Consider the following 18350-nt stretch of genomic DNA (forward strand, 5'->3'; position numbering starts at 1 on the left):
CCGCCGTACCGCGCCCCCGCCAGGCAGCCGCCCCGGTGCGTCGCACGGCGGTACGCGAGCCGGTGCTGGCCAACGAAGGCGACTGGCAGGAGTTCTGATGGCCTGCCGTTGGTTTGCGTGATGCCCACGACACCCCGCTCCGGCGGGGTGTCGTCGTTTTGCACGCCGACATACCGCGTCACGGTGCGACTGATGCCGACCTGGCCGGACAGCGCAGTCGGACGGCGCACAATTCCCCCTACATAAACGTGAACTACTGCCGATAAACGGACAGAGCCCCGGCAATCTTCGCCGACGGCGCCCGCCCAACACAGCAAGAGTCCATGTCCGAAGGCAGCCTTGACGCACACGACGGAACCCATGCCGCCCACGATGACGGCACGGATGATCGTTACCTGGTCCGCAATCCCCGGCAGATCCGCCAGTTGTTGCAGGCGCTGATCGACCAGCGTTCGCTGATCAACGCGCACCTGGGCGGCCGCGACCAGTCCTTCCCGACGGCGATCCTGGAGCTGGACGAGGACGAGGATTGGCTATTGCTGGACGGTAGTCCCTCCGAGCCCGCCAACCGGGCGGCCGAAGAGGCCGGGCATCTGCTGTGTTTTGCACAGCTGGACCGGGTGATGGTGCGGTTCCGGCTGGATCATCTTGAACGGACCGGCGGCAGCGGCCATGTGGCCTTCCGGGTGGCCTTCCCCAGTGAGCTGGTGCATCTGCAGCGGCGTGAGCTGTACCGGCTGGAGACGCCGATCACCGATTCGCCGCACGTGCGTTTTCCGGTCAACGAGGATCGCAGCGAGGCGCTGAACCTGCGGGTGGTGGACATCAGCGGCGGTGGCCTGGCGGTGACGGTGCCGCCGGACTGCAATGTGTTTTCAATGCAGAAGCGCTACCAGGCGCGGCTGGACATGCCCGACAGCGGTCCGCTGGAGGTGTCGTTGATCGTCTGCAACCAGCTGGCGGTGAAGCTGCCCAACGGGGTGGAGATGAAGCGCGTGGGGATGCGCTTTGACAACCTGCCGCGCGGTGGGGACAGCGCGATCCAGCGCTATATCTTCCGCATCGACCGGCAGCGCAGTGCGCGCAAGAACGGGGAGAGTTGAGGGATTGGTTTTTTGCCAGCGGCAACGGCAACGGCCAAGCAGCGGTGCGAGTGTGCCGCGCCGGGTCGGTACGGGTGGGTTGGCGGGACACGCTGCAAGTCCCGCTCCGCGGCCCGGTCCAGCCGCTGGCGGCTGTCCGTTCAGTCGTATGCGAGGCAGTGCCTCGCAAGCAATGCGCCTTCACCCCTGTAAGCTCGCATACGCCATCCATGGCGCATGACGGTCCCGCCAACCCACCCGTACCGGCCTTCGAGAGATCGCTTTCACCGCGTTGAGATCAAGAGCACGCGGGGCATTGGGGGTTTGGTTGAGGTGCCGAGCWTGGCTCGGCACTACCCTCCCCCAATCATCGGGGCGGCTTCTCCCATCCGGTCGCGGCAAGGTGTCAGGGCGGGCGGCGCGCGTCAGCAGCGAATCGCTGGACCTCGCTCGCCACACCCCCTCTAAAGTCGCCCCCATCCAGGCCGATATCCAGCGTGACGCCCGGTTTTTCTACCGCCACGCCCGACCCAGGATTCCTTCGATGAACGACAGCAACCTAAATGCCGCCAGCAGCGGTGGTGAGTACCTCAGCTTCACCCTCGGCGCCGAGCACTACGGCGTGGATATCCTCAAGGTGCAGGAAATCCGCGGCTACGACTCGGTCACCCGCGTTCCCGACGCACCGGATTACATCAAGGGCGTCATCAACCTGCGCGGCACCATCGTCCCGGTCATCGACCTGCGCCTGAAGCTGCGCCTGGAAAAGGCCACCTACGATGCCTTCACCGTCATGATCGTGCTCAACGTCGAAGACCGCGTGGTCGGCATCGTCGTGGACAGCGTCTCCGACGTCATCCCGCTCAGCGCCGACCAGATCCGCCCCACCCCCGAGTTTGGCGCCGCCGTCGATACCCGCTTCATTTCCGGCATCGGCACCCAGGACGATCGCATGCTGATCCTGCTGGATATCGAAACCCTGCTCGACAGCGCCGACATGGGCCAGCCCAGCCACGTCGAAGACGCTGCTGCCTGATCGTGCCCGCTCCGCTCACCACCGCGTGGACGCGGGGTGAAAAAAGTTCTTCAGTTCCGTCCAGGACGGCCGATAGCTGCTTCAGGACCCGGCTGTGTAGGGCTGCCCAAGGCCGGGCCAATTCGTCCATTTTCCCCGGAGATTTTTCCCGATGAAGTCCCTGCTTGCGCTGTTCTCGGTTGCCGTTCTCGCCACCTCCGCCTCGTCCGCTTTCGCCCAGTCGGCTGAAATGATCCCGCCGGAGATGGCACCGCGCTCGGTCGGCAAGGACGGCATGGTCTGCGGCAAGGTCGAAAAGGCCCGCTACGCCGAAGGTTCCGAAGGCCAGCCGACCTTCCTGTACATGGGCGGCGCCTTCCCGCGCCACACCTTCTCGGCCCGCATCGCCGGCGCCAACCGCGGCAAGTTCAGCTTCCCGCTGGAAAGCCTGGAAGGCAAGACCGTCTGCGTGATCGGCAAGATCGCCCGTGACGCATCGCGCGCTGAAATCGAAGTCAGCTCGCCGGCCGGCCTCAAGCTCGCCAACATCAAGTAATCCGCTGTACGCCATGCCACGCCGGCACCGTCCGGCGTGGTCGCTGCAACCGGGCACGATGCCCGGACGCGTTTGCCCTTGGAGATCGCACCGCCCATGCCCTGGATCAACAACCTCAAACTGATGCCGAAGTTGATGCTGACTTTCGGCGTCCTCCTGCTGGTGATGCTGCTGCAGGGCATCGTGGCCTATCGTGGCTTGTACTCACTCAACAACGTCACCACCGAACTGGCGGGCCACCGGATGGAGAGCATCCGTACTGCCGGTGAAATCCGCGGCATGGTCGGCGAATACCGCAACTCGGCCTACCAGGGCCTCATCCGCGCCAGCGCAGACGTCAAGGCCGAAGCCAAGACCCGTGCCGCCGACCTGCGCGGCAAGATCGACCTGGCCATCAAGAAATACCCCGAACTGATCGACAATCCCCAGCAGAAGAAGCTGTTTGATACCTTCGCCAAGGATTGGAAAGACGCGCTGGTTTCCTACGATGCGGTCAGCGAAATGCTGGAGCTGGACCTGCCCGACGATGCCATCGACACCTTCGTCGGCGAGACCCGCAGCAAGCACCAGAAGGCCTCGTCCGCGCTCGAAGCACTGATCGCCGAAGACAACCGGCTGGCCCGCGCCTCGCGCGAGGAAGCCGAGTCCACCTACGCCGCTTCGGCCACCCTGACCGTCATCGCCTTGCTCGGCGGCGCCGGCCTGGGCCTGGTGCTGGTGTTCCTGTTCGCCCGTTCGCTGGTGGGCAGCATGCGCGGCGCCGTGTCGGTGGCCAACGATGTCGCCAGCGGCAAGCTCGATGGCCACATCGACGTCAGCCGCAAGGATGAAGTCGGTGACCTGATGCAGGCCATGCAGCGCATGCAGCGCGACCTGCGCGAGCGCACCGAGACCGACCAGGCCATCGCCCGCGAGAACCTGCGTATCCGCACCGCGCTGGATTACAGCTCCACCGGCGTGTACCTGACCGACAACCAGCTCAACATCGTCTACGCCAACCGCGCCCTGGAGCAGAGCCTGTCCCAGTACCAGGACGAGCTGCGCAAGCACCTGCCCGAGTTCGACGCAGGCGCCTCGCTGGTCGGACGTCCGCTCACCGTGCTGGAGCACCGCGGCGAGATGGATGCCAGCCTGCTGGCCAACCTCAAGCAGCATGGCGTGGCCCGTCGCGCGATGCAGTTCGGTGATGCCCAGTTCGCCCAGGTGGTCTCGACCATCCGCAACGAAGAAGGCGAGAGCGTCGGCCACGTCGTGGAATGGCGTGACCGTACCCCCGAAGCGCTGGTCGAGGCCGAAGTGGCGCGCGTGATCGCCCAGGCCGCTGCCGGCGACCTGTCCGGTCGCATCGTCGCCGAAGGCAAGGAAGGCTTCTTCCTGCAGCTGGCACAGCAGATCAACGGCCTGCTGGACGCCAACGCGGCCAGCATCGAACAGATCTCCGGCCTGCTCACCGCGCTGTCGCAGGGCGACCTGACCGTGCGCATGCACGGCGATTTCCAGGGCGTATTCGCCACCATGCGCGACGATGCCAACGCCACCGCCGAGCAGCTCAGCGGCATCGTCACCCGCATCAAGCATTCCAGCCAGGCCATCAGCTCGGCTGCCAGCGAGATCGCCACCGGCAACAGCGACCTGTCGCGCCGTACCGAGCAGCAGGCCGCCAACCTGGAAGAAACCGCCGCCTCGATGGAGGAACTCACCTCCACCGTGCGCCAGAACGCCGAGCATGCCCGCCAGGCCAACCAGCTGGCCATTGGCGCACACACCGTCGCCAGCCAGGGCGGTGACGTGGTCGGCCAGGTGGTCACCACCATGAGCGCGATCCAGACCTCGTCCAAGAAGATCGCCGAGATCATCTCGGTCATCGACGGCATCGCCTTCCAGACCAACATCCTGGCGCTCAACGCGGCGGTGGAAGCGGCGCGTGCCGGCGAACAGGGCCGCGGCTTTGCCGTGGTCGCCTCCGAAGTGCGCACCCTGGCCCAGCGTTCGGCCGGTGCCGCCAAGGAGATCAAGGGCCTCATCGACGACTCGGTCGGCAAGGTCAACGACGGCTCGGCACTGGTGCACAAGGCCGGCGCGACCATGGGCGAAATCGTTGCCTCGGTGCAGCGCGTGACCGACATCATGGCCGAGATCTCCGCCGCTTCGCAGGAGCAGTCCGCCGGCATCGAGCAGGTCAACCAGACCGTCGTGCAGATGGATGAAACCACCCAGCAGAATGCCGCCCTGGTGGAAGAAGCCACTGCCGCCGCCCGCTCGATGGAAGAGCAGGCCGGCCACCTCAGCGATGCAGTGTCGATCTTCACCCTCGACGCGCAGGACGTGGTGGCACCGGTGGCGTTCGCCCCGCCAGCCTCGCGCGCCCCGGTGCGCCAGGTTGCCGCCGCACCGGCACCGGCCCGCCGCCCCGCCGCCCGCCCGGTTGCCACCGAACTGGCCGACGGCGACTGGCAGGAGTTCTAAGCCCGCCAGCGGCCTGTAAACCGGCACGGCAGAAGGCCCCGATACCCATCGGGGCCTTTTTGTTGACCCCCAGGTAGAGCCACGCCCTGCGTGGCTGCTCTACCTCCGGGCACCGCGCGCAGCCACCCATGGGGTGGCTCTACCAACGCAACCCACACACCGGGTAGAGCCACGCCATGCGTGGCTGCTCTTCCTTCCGGGCGCCGCGCGCAGCCACCCATGGGGTGGCTCTACCAGGCGCCACCCGCTCCAATCTGAATACGCTCAGTCACTACACCTCAATCGGCGCGCTCCCCGGCCGATAACAGCATTGCCTCGACACGATTGTCGACCCAAGACGCCCTGCACATGAATCTGATCAGCCGCTGGAACCAGTATTTCTCCAACCTGTCCGTCAGGCGCAAGCTCAACCTGCTTACCGCATTGATTGCCGTCGGCGTGATCGCCCTGGCCGTGATCGCTGCCCGCATGCAGTACCTGGACCTCACCGACACCCGCAAAGACAGCCTGAAGATCCAGGTCGAACTGACCTACGGCATCCTGGACCATTACCACCGCCTGGCCGAAACCGGCGAGCTGGATGACGCGGCAGCGAAGAAGGCCGCGCTGGAAGCCATCGAGCGCATGCGCGCCGACAACGATGCCTACTACTACAGCGTCTACGACACCGGCTACCACGTGCTCATGCATCCGTTCCGCAAGGACCTGGTCGGCAAGGACATGAAGGACTTCCGCTCCGAAGACGGCGTGCGGCTGTTCCATGACCTGGTCCAGGTCGCAGGCCAGGGCGGCGGCGTGATCTCCTACAAGTGGGCCAAGGCCGGCGCCGAAGGGTTGTATGACAAGTCCTCCTACGCAGGCCTGTACAAGCCGTGGCAGTGGGTGATCAGCAGCGGCGTCTACATGGAAGACGTGCAGAAGCAGGCCTTGGTCTTCACCGCCATCATGACCGTCAGCGGCGGCGTCGTGGTTCTGATCGTGCTGGCGCTGAGCTGGCTCATCGGCAACCGCATCACCCTGCCCCTGCGCCAGGCCACCCACGTGGCCGAGAGCATCGCCGCCGGCAAGCTGGACAGCCGCATCGGCGCCCAGGCCCACGACGAACCCGGCCGCCTGCTCGAAAGCATGGGCCGGATGCAGAAACAGCTGCACGCGGTCATCAGCGGCCAGCGCGACATGGCCAGCCAGCACGAGGCCGGCCAGACCCGCTTCCGTATGGACGAAAGTGCCTTCCCCGGCGAATACGGCCTGATGGTGCATGAAACCAACGCGCTGGTCGGCGCGCACGTGCAGACCATGGACGACGTCCTGCAGGTGGTGCAGCGCTACGCCGTGGGCGACCTGCACGCCGACATCGCCCGCTACCCGGGCGAGAAGGCGGAAATCACCGCCACCGTCGATACCGTCAAGCGCAACCTGGGCAGCATCAACGACGAGATCAAGCGCCTGGCCGGCGCTGCCGCGGCCGGGGACTTCAGCCAGCGCGGCGATGCCACCCGCTTCGATCACGACTTCCGCCTGATGATCGGCAACCTCAACGCGATGATGCAGGTCAGCGACGACAACCTCGGCAAGCTCTCGCAGCTGCTGTCGGGCATCGCCGAAGGTGACCTCACCGTGCGCATGCACGGCGACTTCCAGGGCGTGTTCGCCAGCATGCGCGACGACGCCAACGCCACCGTCGCCCAGCTCACCCAGATCGTCGGCCAGATCCAGGGCGCGGCCGGCAGCATCACCCAGGCCGCCGGGGAAATCGCCAGCGGCAACAGCGACCTGTCGCGTCGGACCGAGCAGCAGGCCGCCAACCTGGAAGAGACCGCCGCCTCGATGGAGGAACTGACCTCCACCGTGCGCCAGAACGCCGAGCACGCCCGCCAGGCCAACCAGCTGGCCATCGGCGCGCACAGCGTGGCCTCGCAGGGCGGTGAGGTGGTCGGCCAGGTGGTCACCACCATGAGCGCGATCGAAACCAGCTCCAGGCGCATCGCCGAGATCATCTCCGTCATTGACGGCATCGCCTTCCAGACCAACATCCTGGCGCTCAACGCGGCAGTGGAAGCGGCCCGCGCCGGCGAGCAGGGGCGCGGCTTTGCCGTGGTCGCCTCCGAAGTGCGCACCCTGGCCCAGCGCTCGGCGGGCGCGGCCAAGGAGATCAAGGGCCTCATCGACGACTCGGTCGCCAGCGTCGCCGACGGCTCGGCCCTGGTACGCAAGGCCGGCAGCACCATGGGCGAGATCGTCGCCTCGGTGCAGCGGGTGACCGACATCATGGCCGAGATTTCCGCCGCCTCCCAGGAACAGTCCGCCGGCATCGAACAGGTCAACCAGACCGTGGTGCAGATGGACGAAACCACCCAGCAGAACGCCGCCCTGGTCGAAGAAGCCACCGCCGCCGCGCGCGCGATGGAAGAACAGGCCAACCAGCTGGCCGACGTCGTGGCGATCTTCCGCCTGGACAACCAGGTTGCTGCGGCCGTCAGTGCGGTCACCTCGCGCGTGGTGGTGCCGGCCGCAGCGCGCCCGCGCCCGACCCCTGCCGCACGCCCTGCCCCGCGCGCCCAGCCGGCACCACGCGCGCAGCGCAGTGCGACCCCGGACGACGGCAACTGGCAAGAGTTCTGAGTCTTCGTGGCGGCCCCGTCGCCGCCACTCCCCCATTCCCATCGAGTGCGCCTGTGTCCACGCCTTCCGCTCCTGCCGCCACCTCCCAGAACGGCCGCGAATTCGAGTTCGCCGACCGTGATTTCCGCCGCGTCTGCGACCTGATCTACCAGCGTGTCGGCATCTCGCTGGCCCCGGCCAAGCGCGACATGGTCTATGGCCGCCTGTCGCGGCGCCTGCGCGCGCTCGGCCTGCGCAGCTTCACCGAGTACCTGGACCAGCTGGAAAAGGACGGCGGCGAAGAGTGGCAGGCGTTCACCAACGCGCTCACCACCAACCTCACCGCGTTCTTCCGCGAGCCGCACCATTTCGAAAAGCTCGACACCGAGCTGCGCGCGCGCGCCGGTCACGGCACCCTGCAGCTGTGGTCGTGCGCGGCCTCCACCGGTGAGGAGCCCTACTCGATGGCGATCACCGCCTGCGAGGCGTTCGGCACGCTCAAGCCGCCGGTGCGCATCCTGGCCACCGACGTGGACACCCAGGTGCTGGCCACCGCCAGCCGCGGCGTGTACGCCATCGACCGGGTGTCCGGACTCGATCCGGCGCTCAAGAAGCGCTATTTCCAGCGCGGCAGCGGCCCCAACGAAGGCCATTGCCGGGTCAATCCTGCGCTGCGCGACCTGATCGACTTCCGCCCGCTCAACCTGCTCGCCCCCCGCTATGACGTCGGCGGCCCGTTCGACGCCCTGTTCTGCCGCAACGTGATGATCTATTTCGACAAGCCCACCCAGCGCGGCATCCTCTCGCGGCTGATCCAGCACATGGGCGACGACGGCCTGCTCTATACCGGCCACTCGGAGAACTACCTGCACGCCGCCGACCTGATCCAGCCGTGCGGACGCACGCTGTACAAGCGCGCGCCCGGAGCACCGGCATGAACCTGGCGCTACGCACCGACGATGTCATGCGTTACTTCGACAGCCGCTTCAAGGTAACCGCGGCCAAGCTGCTGCCCACCCAGTACCTGGTGGTCGACGACAACACCGCGCTGACCACCACCCTCGGCTCGTGCGTGGCCGCGTGCCTGCGCGACCCGGTGCTCAAGATCGGCGGCATGAACCACTTCCTGCTGCCCGAAGGCAACGTCGGCGATGGCGCGCCCGCGCGCTACGGCAGCTACGCCATGGAACTGCTGATCAACGACCTGCTCAAGCGTGGCGCTCACCGCAAGCGCCTGGAAGCCAAGGTGTTCGGCGGCGCCAACGTACTCAAGGGCTTTACCAGCAACCCGGTCGGCACCCGTAACGCCGAGTTCGTGCGCCAGTACCTGCAGGCCGAGCACATCCCGGTGCTGGCCGAAGACCTGTGCGGCATCCATCCGCGCAAGGTGTGGTTCTTCGCCGACACCGGCCGCGTCGTCGTGCAGCGCCTGCCGCACGCGCACGAGGCCGAAGTCGCCGCAACCGAATCGGCCGTGCGTGCGCGTCTGTCCAAGGCCCCGGTCACCGGCGGCGTGGAGCTGTTCGAATGACCCACGGTGCGCCCTGCAGAGTCCTGATCGTCGACGACTCCGCCGTTGTGCGGCAGATGCTCAGCGAAATCCTCGCCAGCGATCCGGGCATCGAGGTGGTCGGCACCGCCGCCGACCCGCTGCTGGCGCGCGAGAAGATCAAACGCCTCGCCCCGGACGTGATCACCCTGGACGTGGAAATGCCGCGCATGGACGGCCTGGCGTTCCTGGAAAACCTGATGCGCCTGCACCCGCTGCCGGTGGTGATGATCTCCTCGCTGACCGAACGCGGCGCCGACACCACCCTGCAGGCGCTGGCACTGGGCGCGGTGGATTTCGTGTCCAAGCCCAAATTCGACGTCGCCCGCGGCCTGCAGGCCTATGCCGAGGAAATCATCGGCAAGGTCAAGATGGCCGCGCGCTCGCGCGTGCGCACCCTGGCCCGCCCCATCACCCCGCGCATCACGCTCGACGCGGTCGCACCGGTCACCCCCGCGCGCAGCATCCAGTTCCGCACCACCGACCGCCTGATCGCCATCGGCGCCTCGGCCGGCGGTACCGAAGCGCTGCGCGTGGTGCTCGAGGGCATGCCCGCCGACGCGCCCGCCGTGGTGCTTACCCAGCACCTGCCGGCCACGTTCAGCACGCCCTTCGCCGAGCGCCTGGACCGGCACTCGGCCATGTCGGTACGCGAAGCCAGCGATGGCGAAGCGGTGCTGCCCGGCCACGCCTACCTGCCGCCGGGCGGCAAGCACCTGCGGGTGATCCGCGACGGTGCGCGCTGGCGCTGCCGCGTGGATGACGGCCCCGCGGTCAACCGGCACAAGCCGGCAGTGGACGTGCTGTTCCGCTCGGTCGCCGAAAGTGCCGGTAGCAACGCTATCGGCGCGATCCTCACCGGCATGGGCGACGACGGCGCCCGCGGCCTGCTCGAACTGCGCAACGCCGGCGCCCCCACGCTGGTGCAGGACGAAGCCAGCAGCGTGGTTTGGGGTATGCCGGGCGCGGCCTACAAGCTGGGTGCGGCCGAAGAAATGGTGCCACTGGAGCGGATTGCCGAGCGCTTGATGGCGTTGGCGCGGGGATAGTCCGCGCCAGCCACGCATGGCGTGGCTCTACCCGGCGATCATGCGATGGCCTGGTGGCATCACCGTTGCGCGGCCCTCCCCGGTAGAGCCACCCCACGGGTGGCTGCACGCCATGCCAGACCGAAGAACAGCCACGCATGGCGTGGCTCTACCCGGCGATCATGCGATGGCCTGGCGTTACCGTTGCGCGACCCTCCCCGGTAGAGCCACCCCACGGGTGGCTGCACGCCATGCCGGACCGAAGAACAGCCACGCATGGCGTGGCTCCACCGTGCGCCCCGGCCAGGCCGAAGCACGCGCGGCGACGTCCCTCACCCGCCCCGGCACCACCGCATCGGGTTGTCCACCAGCAGCTTCCGCTGCAGCTCAGCGGTCACCGCGATCCGCGGAATGAAATCCACCAGCATGCCGTCATCGGGCATAGGCGATTTCAGGTGCGGGTGCGGCCAATCCGCCCCCCCACACGACGCGATCCGGCAAGGCAATGTCGGGCAATGCCGGGAAATGCGGGGTATCGCGGGGTATCGCGAGACAATGCGGGGTATCGCGGGGTATCGCGAGGCAATGCGGGGTATCGCGGGGTAGAGCCGAGCCATGCTCGGCTGCTCTACCAGCATGCGCAGCGGTCACCACGTCTGCCTGCACGCAGCCGAGCATGGCTCGGCTCTACCCCGGCCGTGTGTGCTTTGATGTGCCCCTGCACACACGGAGCATGGGCATGACACGGAAGACGCGGTTTCAATTCCTCACAATGGGCGTCCTGCTTCTACTGCCGCTCACCACCGCCATCGCCAGCAGCGACACGTTCCACTTCGACGTGGAGGAAGATGATTTCGGCTTCCACTTGTCCCTCTTCGGCAGCGATGACCCAGGCGTGGTGCAGGTTGACTGGACGGGTGCACCAAAGCCGATGCCCCATCGCCGCTATTACATCGAGTTCAATCGGGCGAAGAAGCAGATGTACCTGCGCCCAGCACAGGCCGATGGTCTGCCGTGGTTCGAGGTGGACGTGATCGGCAGGCGCGGCGACCTGCTGATCGGCAACCGACGTTTCAGCGGTTCGGTGGACTGGACACCGGGCGCACGGCATGAAGCGGCGCCATAACGCCTTTCCTGGCCAATACCGCACACACAAAAAAACACCCGGCCTGCGCCGGGTGTTTTCAGTTGAATCCCATCGACCAACAGTCGATGGCTACCGCATCAGGCAGCGACCGTCTTGGCCACGTCCTGGTAATCCTCGATCTGGTCGAAGTTCATGTAGCGGTAGATGTCCTTGCTGCTGGCATCCAGCACGCCGATGTCGGCCATGTACTCTTCCTTGGTCGGGATGCGACCCAGACGCGAGCAGATCGCGGCCAGTTCGGCCGAACCCAGGTACACGTTGGAGTTGCGGCCCAGACGGTTCGGGAAGTTGCGGGTCGAGGTCGAGAACACCGTCGCGCCCTCGCGCACCTGTGCCTGGTTGCCCATGCACAGCGAGCAGCCCGGCATTTCCATGCGTGCGCCGGCGGTGCCGAAGGTGCCGTAATGGCCTTCCTTGGTCAACTCCGAAGCATCCATCTTGGTCGGCGGGGCCACCCACAGCTTGGTCGGGATGTCGCGCTTGCCTTCCAGCAGCTTGGCCGCCGCACGGAAGTGGCCGATGTTGGTCATGCACGAACCGATGAACACTTCGTCGATGGCCGCACCGGCCACGTCCGACAGCGTCTTGACGTCATCCGGATCGTTCGGGCAGGCCACGATCGGCTCGTGGATATCGGCCAGGTCGATCTCGATGACGGCGGCGTATTCGGCGTCGGCGTCGGGCTGCAGCAGCTCCGGGTTGGCCAGCCACGCTTCCATCTTCTCGATGCGGCGCGCCAGCGAACGGGCGTCCTGGTAACCCTCGGCGATCATCCACTTCAGCAGCGTGATGTTGCTGGTGAGGTACTCGATGATCGGCTCCTTGTTCAGGTGCACCGAGCAACCGGCGGCCGAACGTTCGGCCGAGGCATCGGACAGCTCGAATGCCTGCTCGACCTTCAGCTCCGGCAGACCTTCGATTTCCAGGATGCGGCCGGAGAAGATGTTCTTCTTGCCGGCCTTGGCCACGGTCAGCAGACCGGACTTGATCGCGTACAGTGGAATCGCGTTGACCAGGTCACGCAGGGTCACGCCGGGCTGCATCTTGCCCTTGAAGCGGACCAGCACCGACTCGGGCATGTCCAGCGGCATTACGCCAGTGGCGGCGGCGAAGGCCACCAGGCCCGAACCGGCCGGGAACGAAATGCCCACCGGGAAACGGGTGTGCGAGTCGCCGCCGGTACCGACGGTGTCGGGCAGCAGCATGCGGTTGAGCCAGCTGTGGATCACGCCGTCGCCCGGACGCAGCGAGATGCCGCCGCGGGTGGAGATGAACTCCGGCAGCGTGTGGTGGGTCTTGACGTCCACCGGCTTCGGGTAGGCGGCGGTGTGGCAGAACGACTGCATCACCAGGTCGGCCGAGAAGCCCAGGCAGGCCAGGTCCTTCAGCTCGTCACGGGTCATCGGACCGGTGGTGTCCTGCGAGCCCACCGAGGTCATCTTCGGTTCGCAGTAGGTGCCCGGGCGCATGCCCTGGCCTTCCGGCAGACCACACGCACGGCCTACCATCTTCTGCGCCAGCGAGAAGCCCTTGCCGGTATCCGGCGGGTCCATCGGCAGGCGGAACAGATCGGTCGGGGCCAGGCCCAGCGCTTCACGCGCCTTGGCGGTGAGGCCGCGGCCGATGATCAGCGGAATGCGGCCACCGGCGCGCACTTCGTCGAACAGCACGTCGGACTTGACCTTGAACTCGGCGATGACCGCGCCGTCCTTCAGGGCCTTGCCGTCGTACGGGCGCAGCTCGATCACATCGCCCATGTTCATCTGCGACACGTCGAGTTCGATCGGCAGCGCGCCGGCGTCTTCCATCGTGTTGTAGAAGATCGGGGCGATCTTCGAGCCCAGGCACACGCCGCCGAAGCGCTTGTTCGGGATGAACGGAATATCTTCGCCGGTGAACCACAGCACCGAGTTGGTGGCCGACTTGCGGCTGGAGCCGGTGCCGACCACGTCGCCCACATAGGCCACCAGGTGGCCCTTGTCCTTCAGCGATTCAATGAACTTCACCGGGCCGCGCTTGCCGTCTTCTTCCGGCTCGATGCCATCGCGCTTGTTCTTCAGCATCGCCAGCGCATGCAGCGGGATGTCCGGGCGGGTGGTGGCGTCCGGGGCCGGCGACAGGTCGTCGGTGTTGGTTTCGCCGGTCACCTTGAGCACGGTGATGGTCAGGCTTTCGGGCACCTGCGGGCGGCTGGTGAACCACTCCGCATCGGCCCAGCTCTGCAGCACGCCCTGGGCGTGGGCATTGCCGGCCTTGGCCTTTTCCTGCACGTCGTGGAAGGCGTCGAACACCAGCAGGGTGTTCTTCAGCGCATCGGCGGCGATCGCACCGACGGTGGCGTCATCGAGCAGCTGGACCAGCGGGGCGACGTTGTAACCGCCGAGCATGGTGCCCAGCAGTTCGGTGGCGCGCTCGCGGCTGATCAGCGCATTGACYTCGCTGCCCAGGGCGATCGCGGCCAGGTACGAGGCCTTGACCTTGGCGGCATCATCGACGCCGGCCGGCACGCGGTGGGTCAGCAGTTCCAGCAGGAACTCAGCTTCCCCGGCCGGCGGGTTCTTCAGCAGTTCGATGACGTCGGCCGTCTGCTGGGCGCTCAGCGGCAGMGGCGGGATGCCAAGCGCGGCGCGCTCGGCTACGTGGTGGCGGTAGGCTTCCAACATGACAACTCCCGGGAAATTCTTTGAAAAAACTGCGGTTGAATACAGCGGTAAACGGTGCGTGGGCTCAGGCTTGCGGCACGATCAGCTTCAGGCCCTTGAAGTAGTCGCGAAAAAACGTGTCGTTCCAGGTGATCAGCCCATCGCACTGCAACAGCGCGTGCGAGCCGACCATGAATTCGTCCAGGCCGCGCCTGCCGGCGCCGCGCTGGCGGTGGCGGCGGTGCATTTCGCCGGCACGCAGGGCGGACTTGGCCTCCAGCGGGCTGAAATGGATGCCCATTTCCTCCAGCGCTTCCTGCACCTCGGCCCCACCGCGCAGCGAGGCGCAGATCTCGGCCAGGGTCACCGCGCAGATCACCACGCGCCCGCCGACCAGGCTCTGGCGCAGGTAAGCCTCCACCGCGTCGGCCTGCGGTCCGTTGCTGAGCAGTTCGATCAGGACCGGGGAATCGACAGCGATCATGCCGCGCTCATTCCTCGTCGCGGACCGCATCGACGGCGGCCTGCGCCGAATCGAAGCCGTCCAGTGCGAACTTGCCGCGGGCGCGCGAGATCGCATCGTCCACGCTCTTGCGCAGGATGATCCGGCTGCCGTCCAGCTCGACCTTCAACTGGGTGCCCTTGGTCAGGCCCAGCGCATCGCGGACCGCCTTGGGCAAGGTGATCTGCCCGCGTTCAGCTACGGTGGCTTCCATGGGGTACGCCTCAAAAAGTATGTATGAATTGTACGTACTTGATGGGTTCAGGGCAAATCGATGTTCTGTGACTGGCGACGTAGGCAGGGCCGCGGCCGGCGGGATAGACTGAACGGCAGGCAACCCTGCCCCATCGATAGAAAAGGACATCCCGCGATGCGTGCCACCACCCTCACCCTCGCCCTGCTGTTTGCCGCCCCGCTGGCACTGACGACCGCGTCGGCCCAGGCCAACCCGTTCGGCGCCTACACCACCGGCACGGAAATCACCCAGCAGCAGATGGACGCCGCCCAGGTCGGCAAGACCACCCAGGAGCAGGTCCGCGAAGCCTTCGGCGCGCCGAGCCGGCGCGAGCAGCTGGGCGACACGCAGGTCTGGTATTACGACTTCGTCAAGATCAAGTCGTTCGGCAAGAACATCCAGGAAGCGACCGTGTTCGAGTTCGGCAAGACCGGCGTGCTCACGGCCAAGTCCAAGTCCAACGCGGTGGGCAAGACCGGCAACCCGCTGATCGACGCCGCCAACGGCAAGTAACCGGCATCGCCCGGCAACGCTTCCCCGACGGGGCGCCCATGTGCGCCCCGTCTGCGTTGGACGCACCGCTGTGATGACACCGGCGCTACATGTGGCTGTGTAACCTTGTGTTCTGTCACTGGCCGGCCATGGCGTGGCACGGGATCGCTCATACTGGCTGCGATCCGGTACCCTAGGGCCGCCGGCAAACGCAAGCAGGCCCGCTCCGCGCGGACCACTGCAAGCCATCCGCAAGAGGAGTCACCCCGCATGAGCGATTCGTTCTCCACCCGCAGCCAGCTGGACGTCGGCGGCAAGACCTACGACTACTTCAGCCTGCCCAAGCTCGGACAGCAGTTCGATATCTCCCACCTGCCCTATTCGATGAAGATCCTGCTGGAGAATCTGCTCCGGCACGAGGACGGCGGCGCTACCGTCGGCCGCGACCACATCGAAGCAGTGGCCAAGTGGGACCCCAAGGCCGAACCGGATATTGAAATCGCCTTCATGCCGGCCCGCGTGGTCCTGCAGGACTTCACCGGCGTGCCCTGCGTGGTCGACCTGGCCGCGATGCGCGATGCGGTGGTCAAGCTCGGCGGTCGCCCGGAACAGATCAACCCGCAGATTCCCTCCGAGCTGGTGATCGACCACTCGGTGCAGGTGGATGTATTCGGCACGCCGGATGCGCTGGACCTCAACGGCAAGATCGAATTCCAGCGCAACATGGAACGCTACGGCTTCCTGCGCTGGGGCCAGAAGGCGTTCGACAACTTCAAGGTGGTGCCACCCAACACCGGCATCGTCCACCAGGTCAACCTGGAAAACCTGGCCCGCGTGGTGATGACCGCGGACAAGGATGGCAAGGCCATCGCGTATCCGGACACCGTATTCGGGACCGACAGCCACACCACCATGATCAATGGCATCGGCGTGCTCGGCTGGGGCGTGGGCGGCATCGAAGCGGAGGCGGCCATGCTCGGCCAGCCGTCCTCGATGCTGATCCCGCAGGTGGTCGGCTTCAAGCTGACCGGACGCATGCCCGAAGGCGCCACCGCCACCGACCTGGTGCTGACCGTCACCCAGATGCTGCGCAAGCACGGGGTGGTCGGCAAGTTCGTCGAGTTCTTCGGCGAAGGCCTGCAGCACCTGCCGCTGGCCGACCGCGCCACCATCGGCAACATGGCACCCGAGTACGGCGCCACCTGCGGCATCTTCCCGATCGACGGCGAATCGCTGACCTACCTGCGCCTGTCCGGCCGCAGCGAGGAACAAATCGCGCTGGTCGAGGCCTACGCCAAGGCCCAAGGCCTGTGGCACGACGCCGACACCGCACACGCCAGCTACAGCGTCACCCTGGAACTGGACATGGGCACGGTCAAGCCGTCGCTGGCCGGCCCCAAGCGCCCGCAGGACCGCGTGCTGCTCGAGGACGTCAAGCAGAACTACCGCGACAGCCTGGTCGGCCTCACCACCAACCGCGACAAGCGCACAGAGGACGTATCCAACTTCGTCAATGAAGGCGGTGGTGCGGCGGTCGGCAACGAGCAACTGGCCAAGAGCTACAGCGATGTCGAACTGGACGGCACGAAATTCCGGCTGAAGGATGGCGCGGTGGTGATCGCCGCGATCACCWCGTGCACCAACACCTCCAATCCGGCGGTGATGATCGGCGCCGGCCTGCTCGCCCGCAACGCGGCCGCCAAGGGCCTGGACCGCAAGCCCTGGGTAAAGACCTCGCTCGGCCCAGGCTCGCGCGTGGTCACCGATTACCTTGAAAAGGCCGGTGTACTCACCGAGCTGGAAAAGATCGGCTTCTACGTGGTCGGCTACGGCTGCACCACCTGCATCGGCAACTCCGGTCCGCTGCCGGCCGAAGTCAGCGCGGGCATCGCCGCGGGCGACCTGGTGGTGACCTCGGTGCTGTCGGGCAACCGCAACTTCGAAGGCCGCGTGCACCCGGAAGTCAAAATGAACTACCTGGCCAGCCCGCCGCTGGTGGTGGCGTATGCGATCGCCGGCACTACCGACATCGACCTGACCACCGAACCACTCGGCACCGGCAGCGATGGCCAGCCGGTGTACCTGCGCGACATCTGGCCCAGCAACAAGGAAATCGGCGATGTGATCGCCGCGACCATCGGCCCGGAGATGTTCAAGCAGAACTACGCCGACGTGTTCAAGGGCGATTCGCGCTGGAACAACATCAAGTCCCCGGACGGCGACCTGTATGAGTGGGACGGCCACTCCACCTACATCAAGAACCCGCCGTATTTCGAGGGCATGACCATGCAGGTCGGCCACATCGACGACGTGCACGGCGCGCGGGTGATGGGCCTGTTCGGCGATTCGATCACCACCGATCACATCTCCCCGGCCGGCAACATCAAGAAGGATTCGCCCGCCGGGCGCTTCCTGCAGGAACGCGGCGTGCAACCGGCCGACTTCAACAGCTATGGCAGCCGTCGTGGCAACGATGACGTCATGGTCCGTGGCACCTTCGCCAACATCCGCATCAAGAACCTGATGTTCGGTGGCGAGGAAGGCGGCAACACGCTGTACTTCCCCAAGGACGGCGGCGAGCCGCAGAAGCTGGCCATCTACGACGCGGCCATGAAATACAAGGCCGAAGGCGTGCCGCTGGTGGTGTTTGCCGGCAAGGAGTATGGCACCGGCTCCTCGCGCGACTGGGCGGCAAAAGGCACCAATCTGCTGGGCGTCAAGGCGGTCATCGCAGAGAGCTTCGAGCGCATCCATCGCTCCAACCTGGTCGGCATGGGCGTGCTGCCGCTGCAGTTCAAGGCCGGCGAGAACGCGCAGAGCCTGGGTCTGGACGGTTCGGAAACGGTCGACGTCACCGGCCTGCAGGACGGCGTCAGCAAGACCGCCACGCTCACTGCGACCAAGGCCGATGGCACGACGAAGACCTTCGAGGCGCACGTCATGCTGCTCACCCCGAAGGAAGTGGAGTACTTCAAGCACGGCGGCCTGCTGCAATACGTGCTGYGCCAGCTGGCGGCGAAGGGCTGAAACGCGCC

The 18350-nt window shown here is 66.3% G+C and carries 14 protein-coding genes; 11 read left to right on the forward strand and 3 right to left on the reverse strand.

All coding sequences use genetic code 11. The features are described from left to right. Positions 1-323: 323 nt before the first annotated feature. From AC1DR7_RS17730 to AC1DR7_RS17770, 9 genes are all read left to right on the forward strand, one after another. On the forward strand, positions 324-1103 hold the full coding sequence (locus tag AC1DR7_RS17730) for a flagellar brake protein (RefSeq protein WP_457321605.1): 780 nt from the start codon (positions 324-326) through the stop codon (positions 1101-1103). Between the two features lie 523 nt (positions 1104-1626). Next, the gene (locus tag AC1DR7_RS17735; protein ID WP_256777579.1) at positions 1627-2118 is read left to right on the forward strand and encodes a chemotaxis protein CheW; all 492 of its coding nucleotides are present in this window, start codon (positions 1627-1629) and stop codon (positions 2116-2118) included. Between the two features lie 151 nt (positions 2119-2269). After that, the gene (locus AC1DR7_RS17740) at positions 2270-2653 is read left to right on the forward strand and encodes a hypothetical protein (RefSeq protein WP_256777578.1); all 384 of its coding nucleotides are present in this window, start codon (positions 2270-2272) and stop codon (positions 2651-2653) included. 96 nt (positions 2654-2749) lie between these two features. Further along, entirely contained in the window at positions 2750-5119 is a 2370-nt protein-coding gene (locus AC1DR7_RS17745) for a methyl-accepting chemotaxis protein (protein ID WP_478052809.1), read from the forward strand. 348 nt (positions 5120-5467) lie between these two features. Continuing rightward, the gene (locus tag AC1DR7_RS17750; RefSeq protein ID WP_478052192.1) at positions 5468-7741 is read left to right on the forward strand and encodes a methyl-accepting chemotaxis protein; all 2274 of its coding nucleotides are present in this window, start codon (positions 5468-5470) and stop codon (positions 7739-7741) included. Positions 7742-7794: 53 nt separating this feature from the next. Further along, positions 7795-8658: a CheR family methyltransferase gene (locus AC1DR7_RS17755; protein WP_256777500.1), complete on the forward strand. Its 864-nt coding sequence runs from the start codon at positions 7795-7797 to the stop codon at positions 8656-8658. After that, positions 8655-9251, forward strand: a complete 597-nt coding sequence (cheD, locus tag AC1DR7_RS17760; protein WP_256777499.1) for a chemoreceptor glutamine deamidase CheD — start codon at positions 8655-8657, stop codon at positions 9249-9251. Before AC1DR7_RS17755 ends, cheD begins: the two co-directional genes overlap by 4 nt. Next, a complete protein-coding gene (locus AC1DR7_RS17765) occupies positions 9248-10318 on the forward strand; it encodes a protein-glutamate methylesterase/protein-glutamine glutaminase (protein WP_256777498.1) in 1071 nt (356 codons plus the stop codon). The genes cheD and AC1DR7_RS17765 overlap by 4 nt, the downstream gene beginning before the upstream one ends. Before the next feature lie 751 nt (positions 10319-11069). After that, positions 11070-11423: a hypothetical protein gene (locus AC1DR7_RS17770; RefSeq protein ID WP_478052811.1), complete on the forward strand. Its 354-nt coding sequence runs from the start codon at positions 11070-11072 to the stop codon at positions 11421-11423. Between the two features lie 98 nt (positions 11424-11521). Here the strand turns inward: AC1DR7_RS17770 and acnB are convergent, their stop codons facing one another. The 3 genes from acnB to AC1DR7_RS17785 all read right to left on the reverse strand — a co-directional run bounded on the left by acnB (position 11522) and on the right by AC1DR7_RS17785 (position 14802). Then, on the reverse strand, positions 11522-14107 hold the full coding sequence (gene acnB, locus AC1DR7_RS17775) for a bifunctional aconitate hydratase 2/2-methylisocitrate dehydratase (protein ID WP_256777495.1): 2586 nt from the start codon (positions 14105-14107) through the stop codon (positions 11522-11524). A 64-nt stretch (positions 14108-14171) separates the two neighbouring features. Next, on the reverse strand, positions 14172-14570 hold the full coding sequence (locus AC1DR7_RS17780) for a type II toxin-antitoxin system VapC family toxin (protein WP_256777494.1): 399 nt from the start codon (positions 14568-14570) through the stop codon (positions 14172-14174). A gap of 7 nt (positions 14571-14577) precedes the next feature. After that, entirely contained in the window at positions 14578-14802 is a 225-nt protein-coding gene (locus AC1DR7_RS17785; RefSeq protein ID WP_256777493.1) for an AbrB/MazE/SpoVT family DNA-binding domain-containing protein, read from the reverse strand. Positions 14803-14958: 156 nt separating this feature from the next. On the opposite strand from AC1DR7_RS17785, the gene bamE reads away from it, so the two are divergent. Continuing rightward, a complete protein-coding gene (gene bamE, locus AC1DR7_RS17790) occupies positions 14959-15336 on the forward strand; it encodes an outer membrane protein assembly factor BamE domain-containing protein (protein WP_478051922.1) in 378 nt (125 codons plus the stop codon). 249 nt (positions 15337-15585) lie between these two features. After that, positions 15586-18342: an aconitate hydratase AcnA gene (gene acnA / locus AC1DR7_RS17795; RefSeq protein ID WP_478076591.1), complete on the forward strand. Its 2757-nt coding sequence runs from the start codon at positions 15586-15588 to the stop codon at positions 18340-18342. Positions 18343-18350 lie beyond the last annotated feature (8 nt).

The sequence above is a fragment of the Stenotrophomonas sp. P5_A9 genome (genome assembly GCF_056400525.1).

Excerpts from the sequence above, each read along its gene's own strand:
- AC1DR7_RS17730 (WP_457321605.1), top strand. The coding sequence starts at position 324 with ATGTCCGAAGGCAGCCTTGACGCACACGACGGAACCCATGCCGCCCAC.
- AC1DR7_RS17735 (WP_256777579.1), top strand. The coding sequence starts at position 1,627 with ATGAACGACAGCAACCTAAATGCCGCCAGCAGCGGTGGTGAGTACCTC.
- AC1DR7_RS17740 (WP_256777578.1), top strand. The coding sequence starts at position 2,270 with ATGAAGTCCCTGCTTGCGCTGTTCTCGGTTGCCGTTCTCGCCACCTCC.
- AC1DR7_RS17745 (WP_478052809.1), top strand. The coding sequence starts at position 2,750 with ATGCCCTGGATCAACAACCTCAAACTGATGCCGAAGTTGATGCTGACT.
- AC1DR7_RS17750 (WP_478052192.1), top strand. The coding sequence starts at position 5,468 with ATGAATCTGATCAGCCGCTGGAACCAGTATTTCTCCAACCTGTCCGTC.
- cheD (WP_256777499.1), top strand. The coding sequence starts at position 8,655 with ATGAACCTGGCGCTACGCACCGACGATGTCATGCGTTACTTCGACAGC.
- AC1DR7_RS17765 (WP_256777498.1), top strand. The coding sequence starts at position 9,248 with ATGACCCACGGTGCGCCCTGCAGAGTCCTGATCGTCGACGACTCCGCC.
- AC1DR7_RS17770 (WP_478052811.1), top strand. The coding sequence starts at position 11,070 with ATGGGCGTCCTGCTTCTACTGCCGCTCACCACCGCCATCGCCAGCAGC.
- AC1DR7_RS17780 (WP_256777494.1), bottom strand. The coding sequence starts at position 14,570 with ATGATCGCTGTCGATTCCCCGGTCCTGATCGAACTGCTCAGCAACGGA.
- AC1DR7_RS17785 (WP_256777493.1), bottom strand. The coding sequence starts at position 14,802 with ATGGAAGCCACCGTAGCTGAACGCGGGCAGATCACCTTGCCCAAGGCG.
- bamE (WP_478051922.1), top strand. The coding sequence starts at position 14,959 with ATGCGTGCCACCACCCTCACCCTCGCCCTGCTGTTTGCCGCCCCGCTG.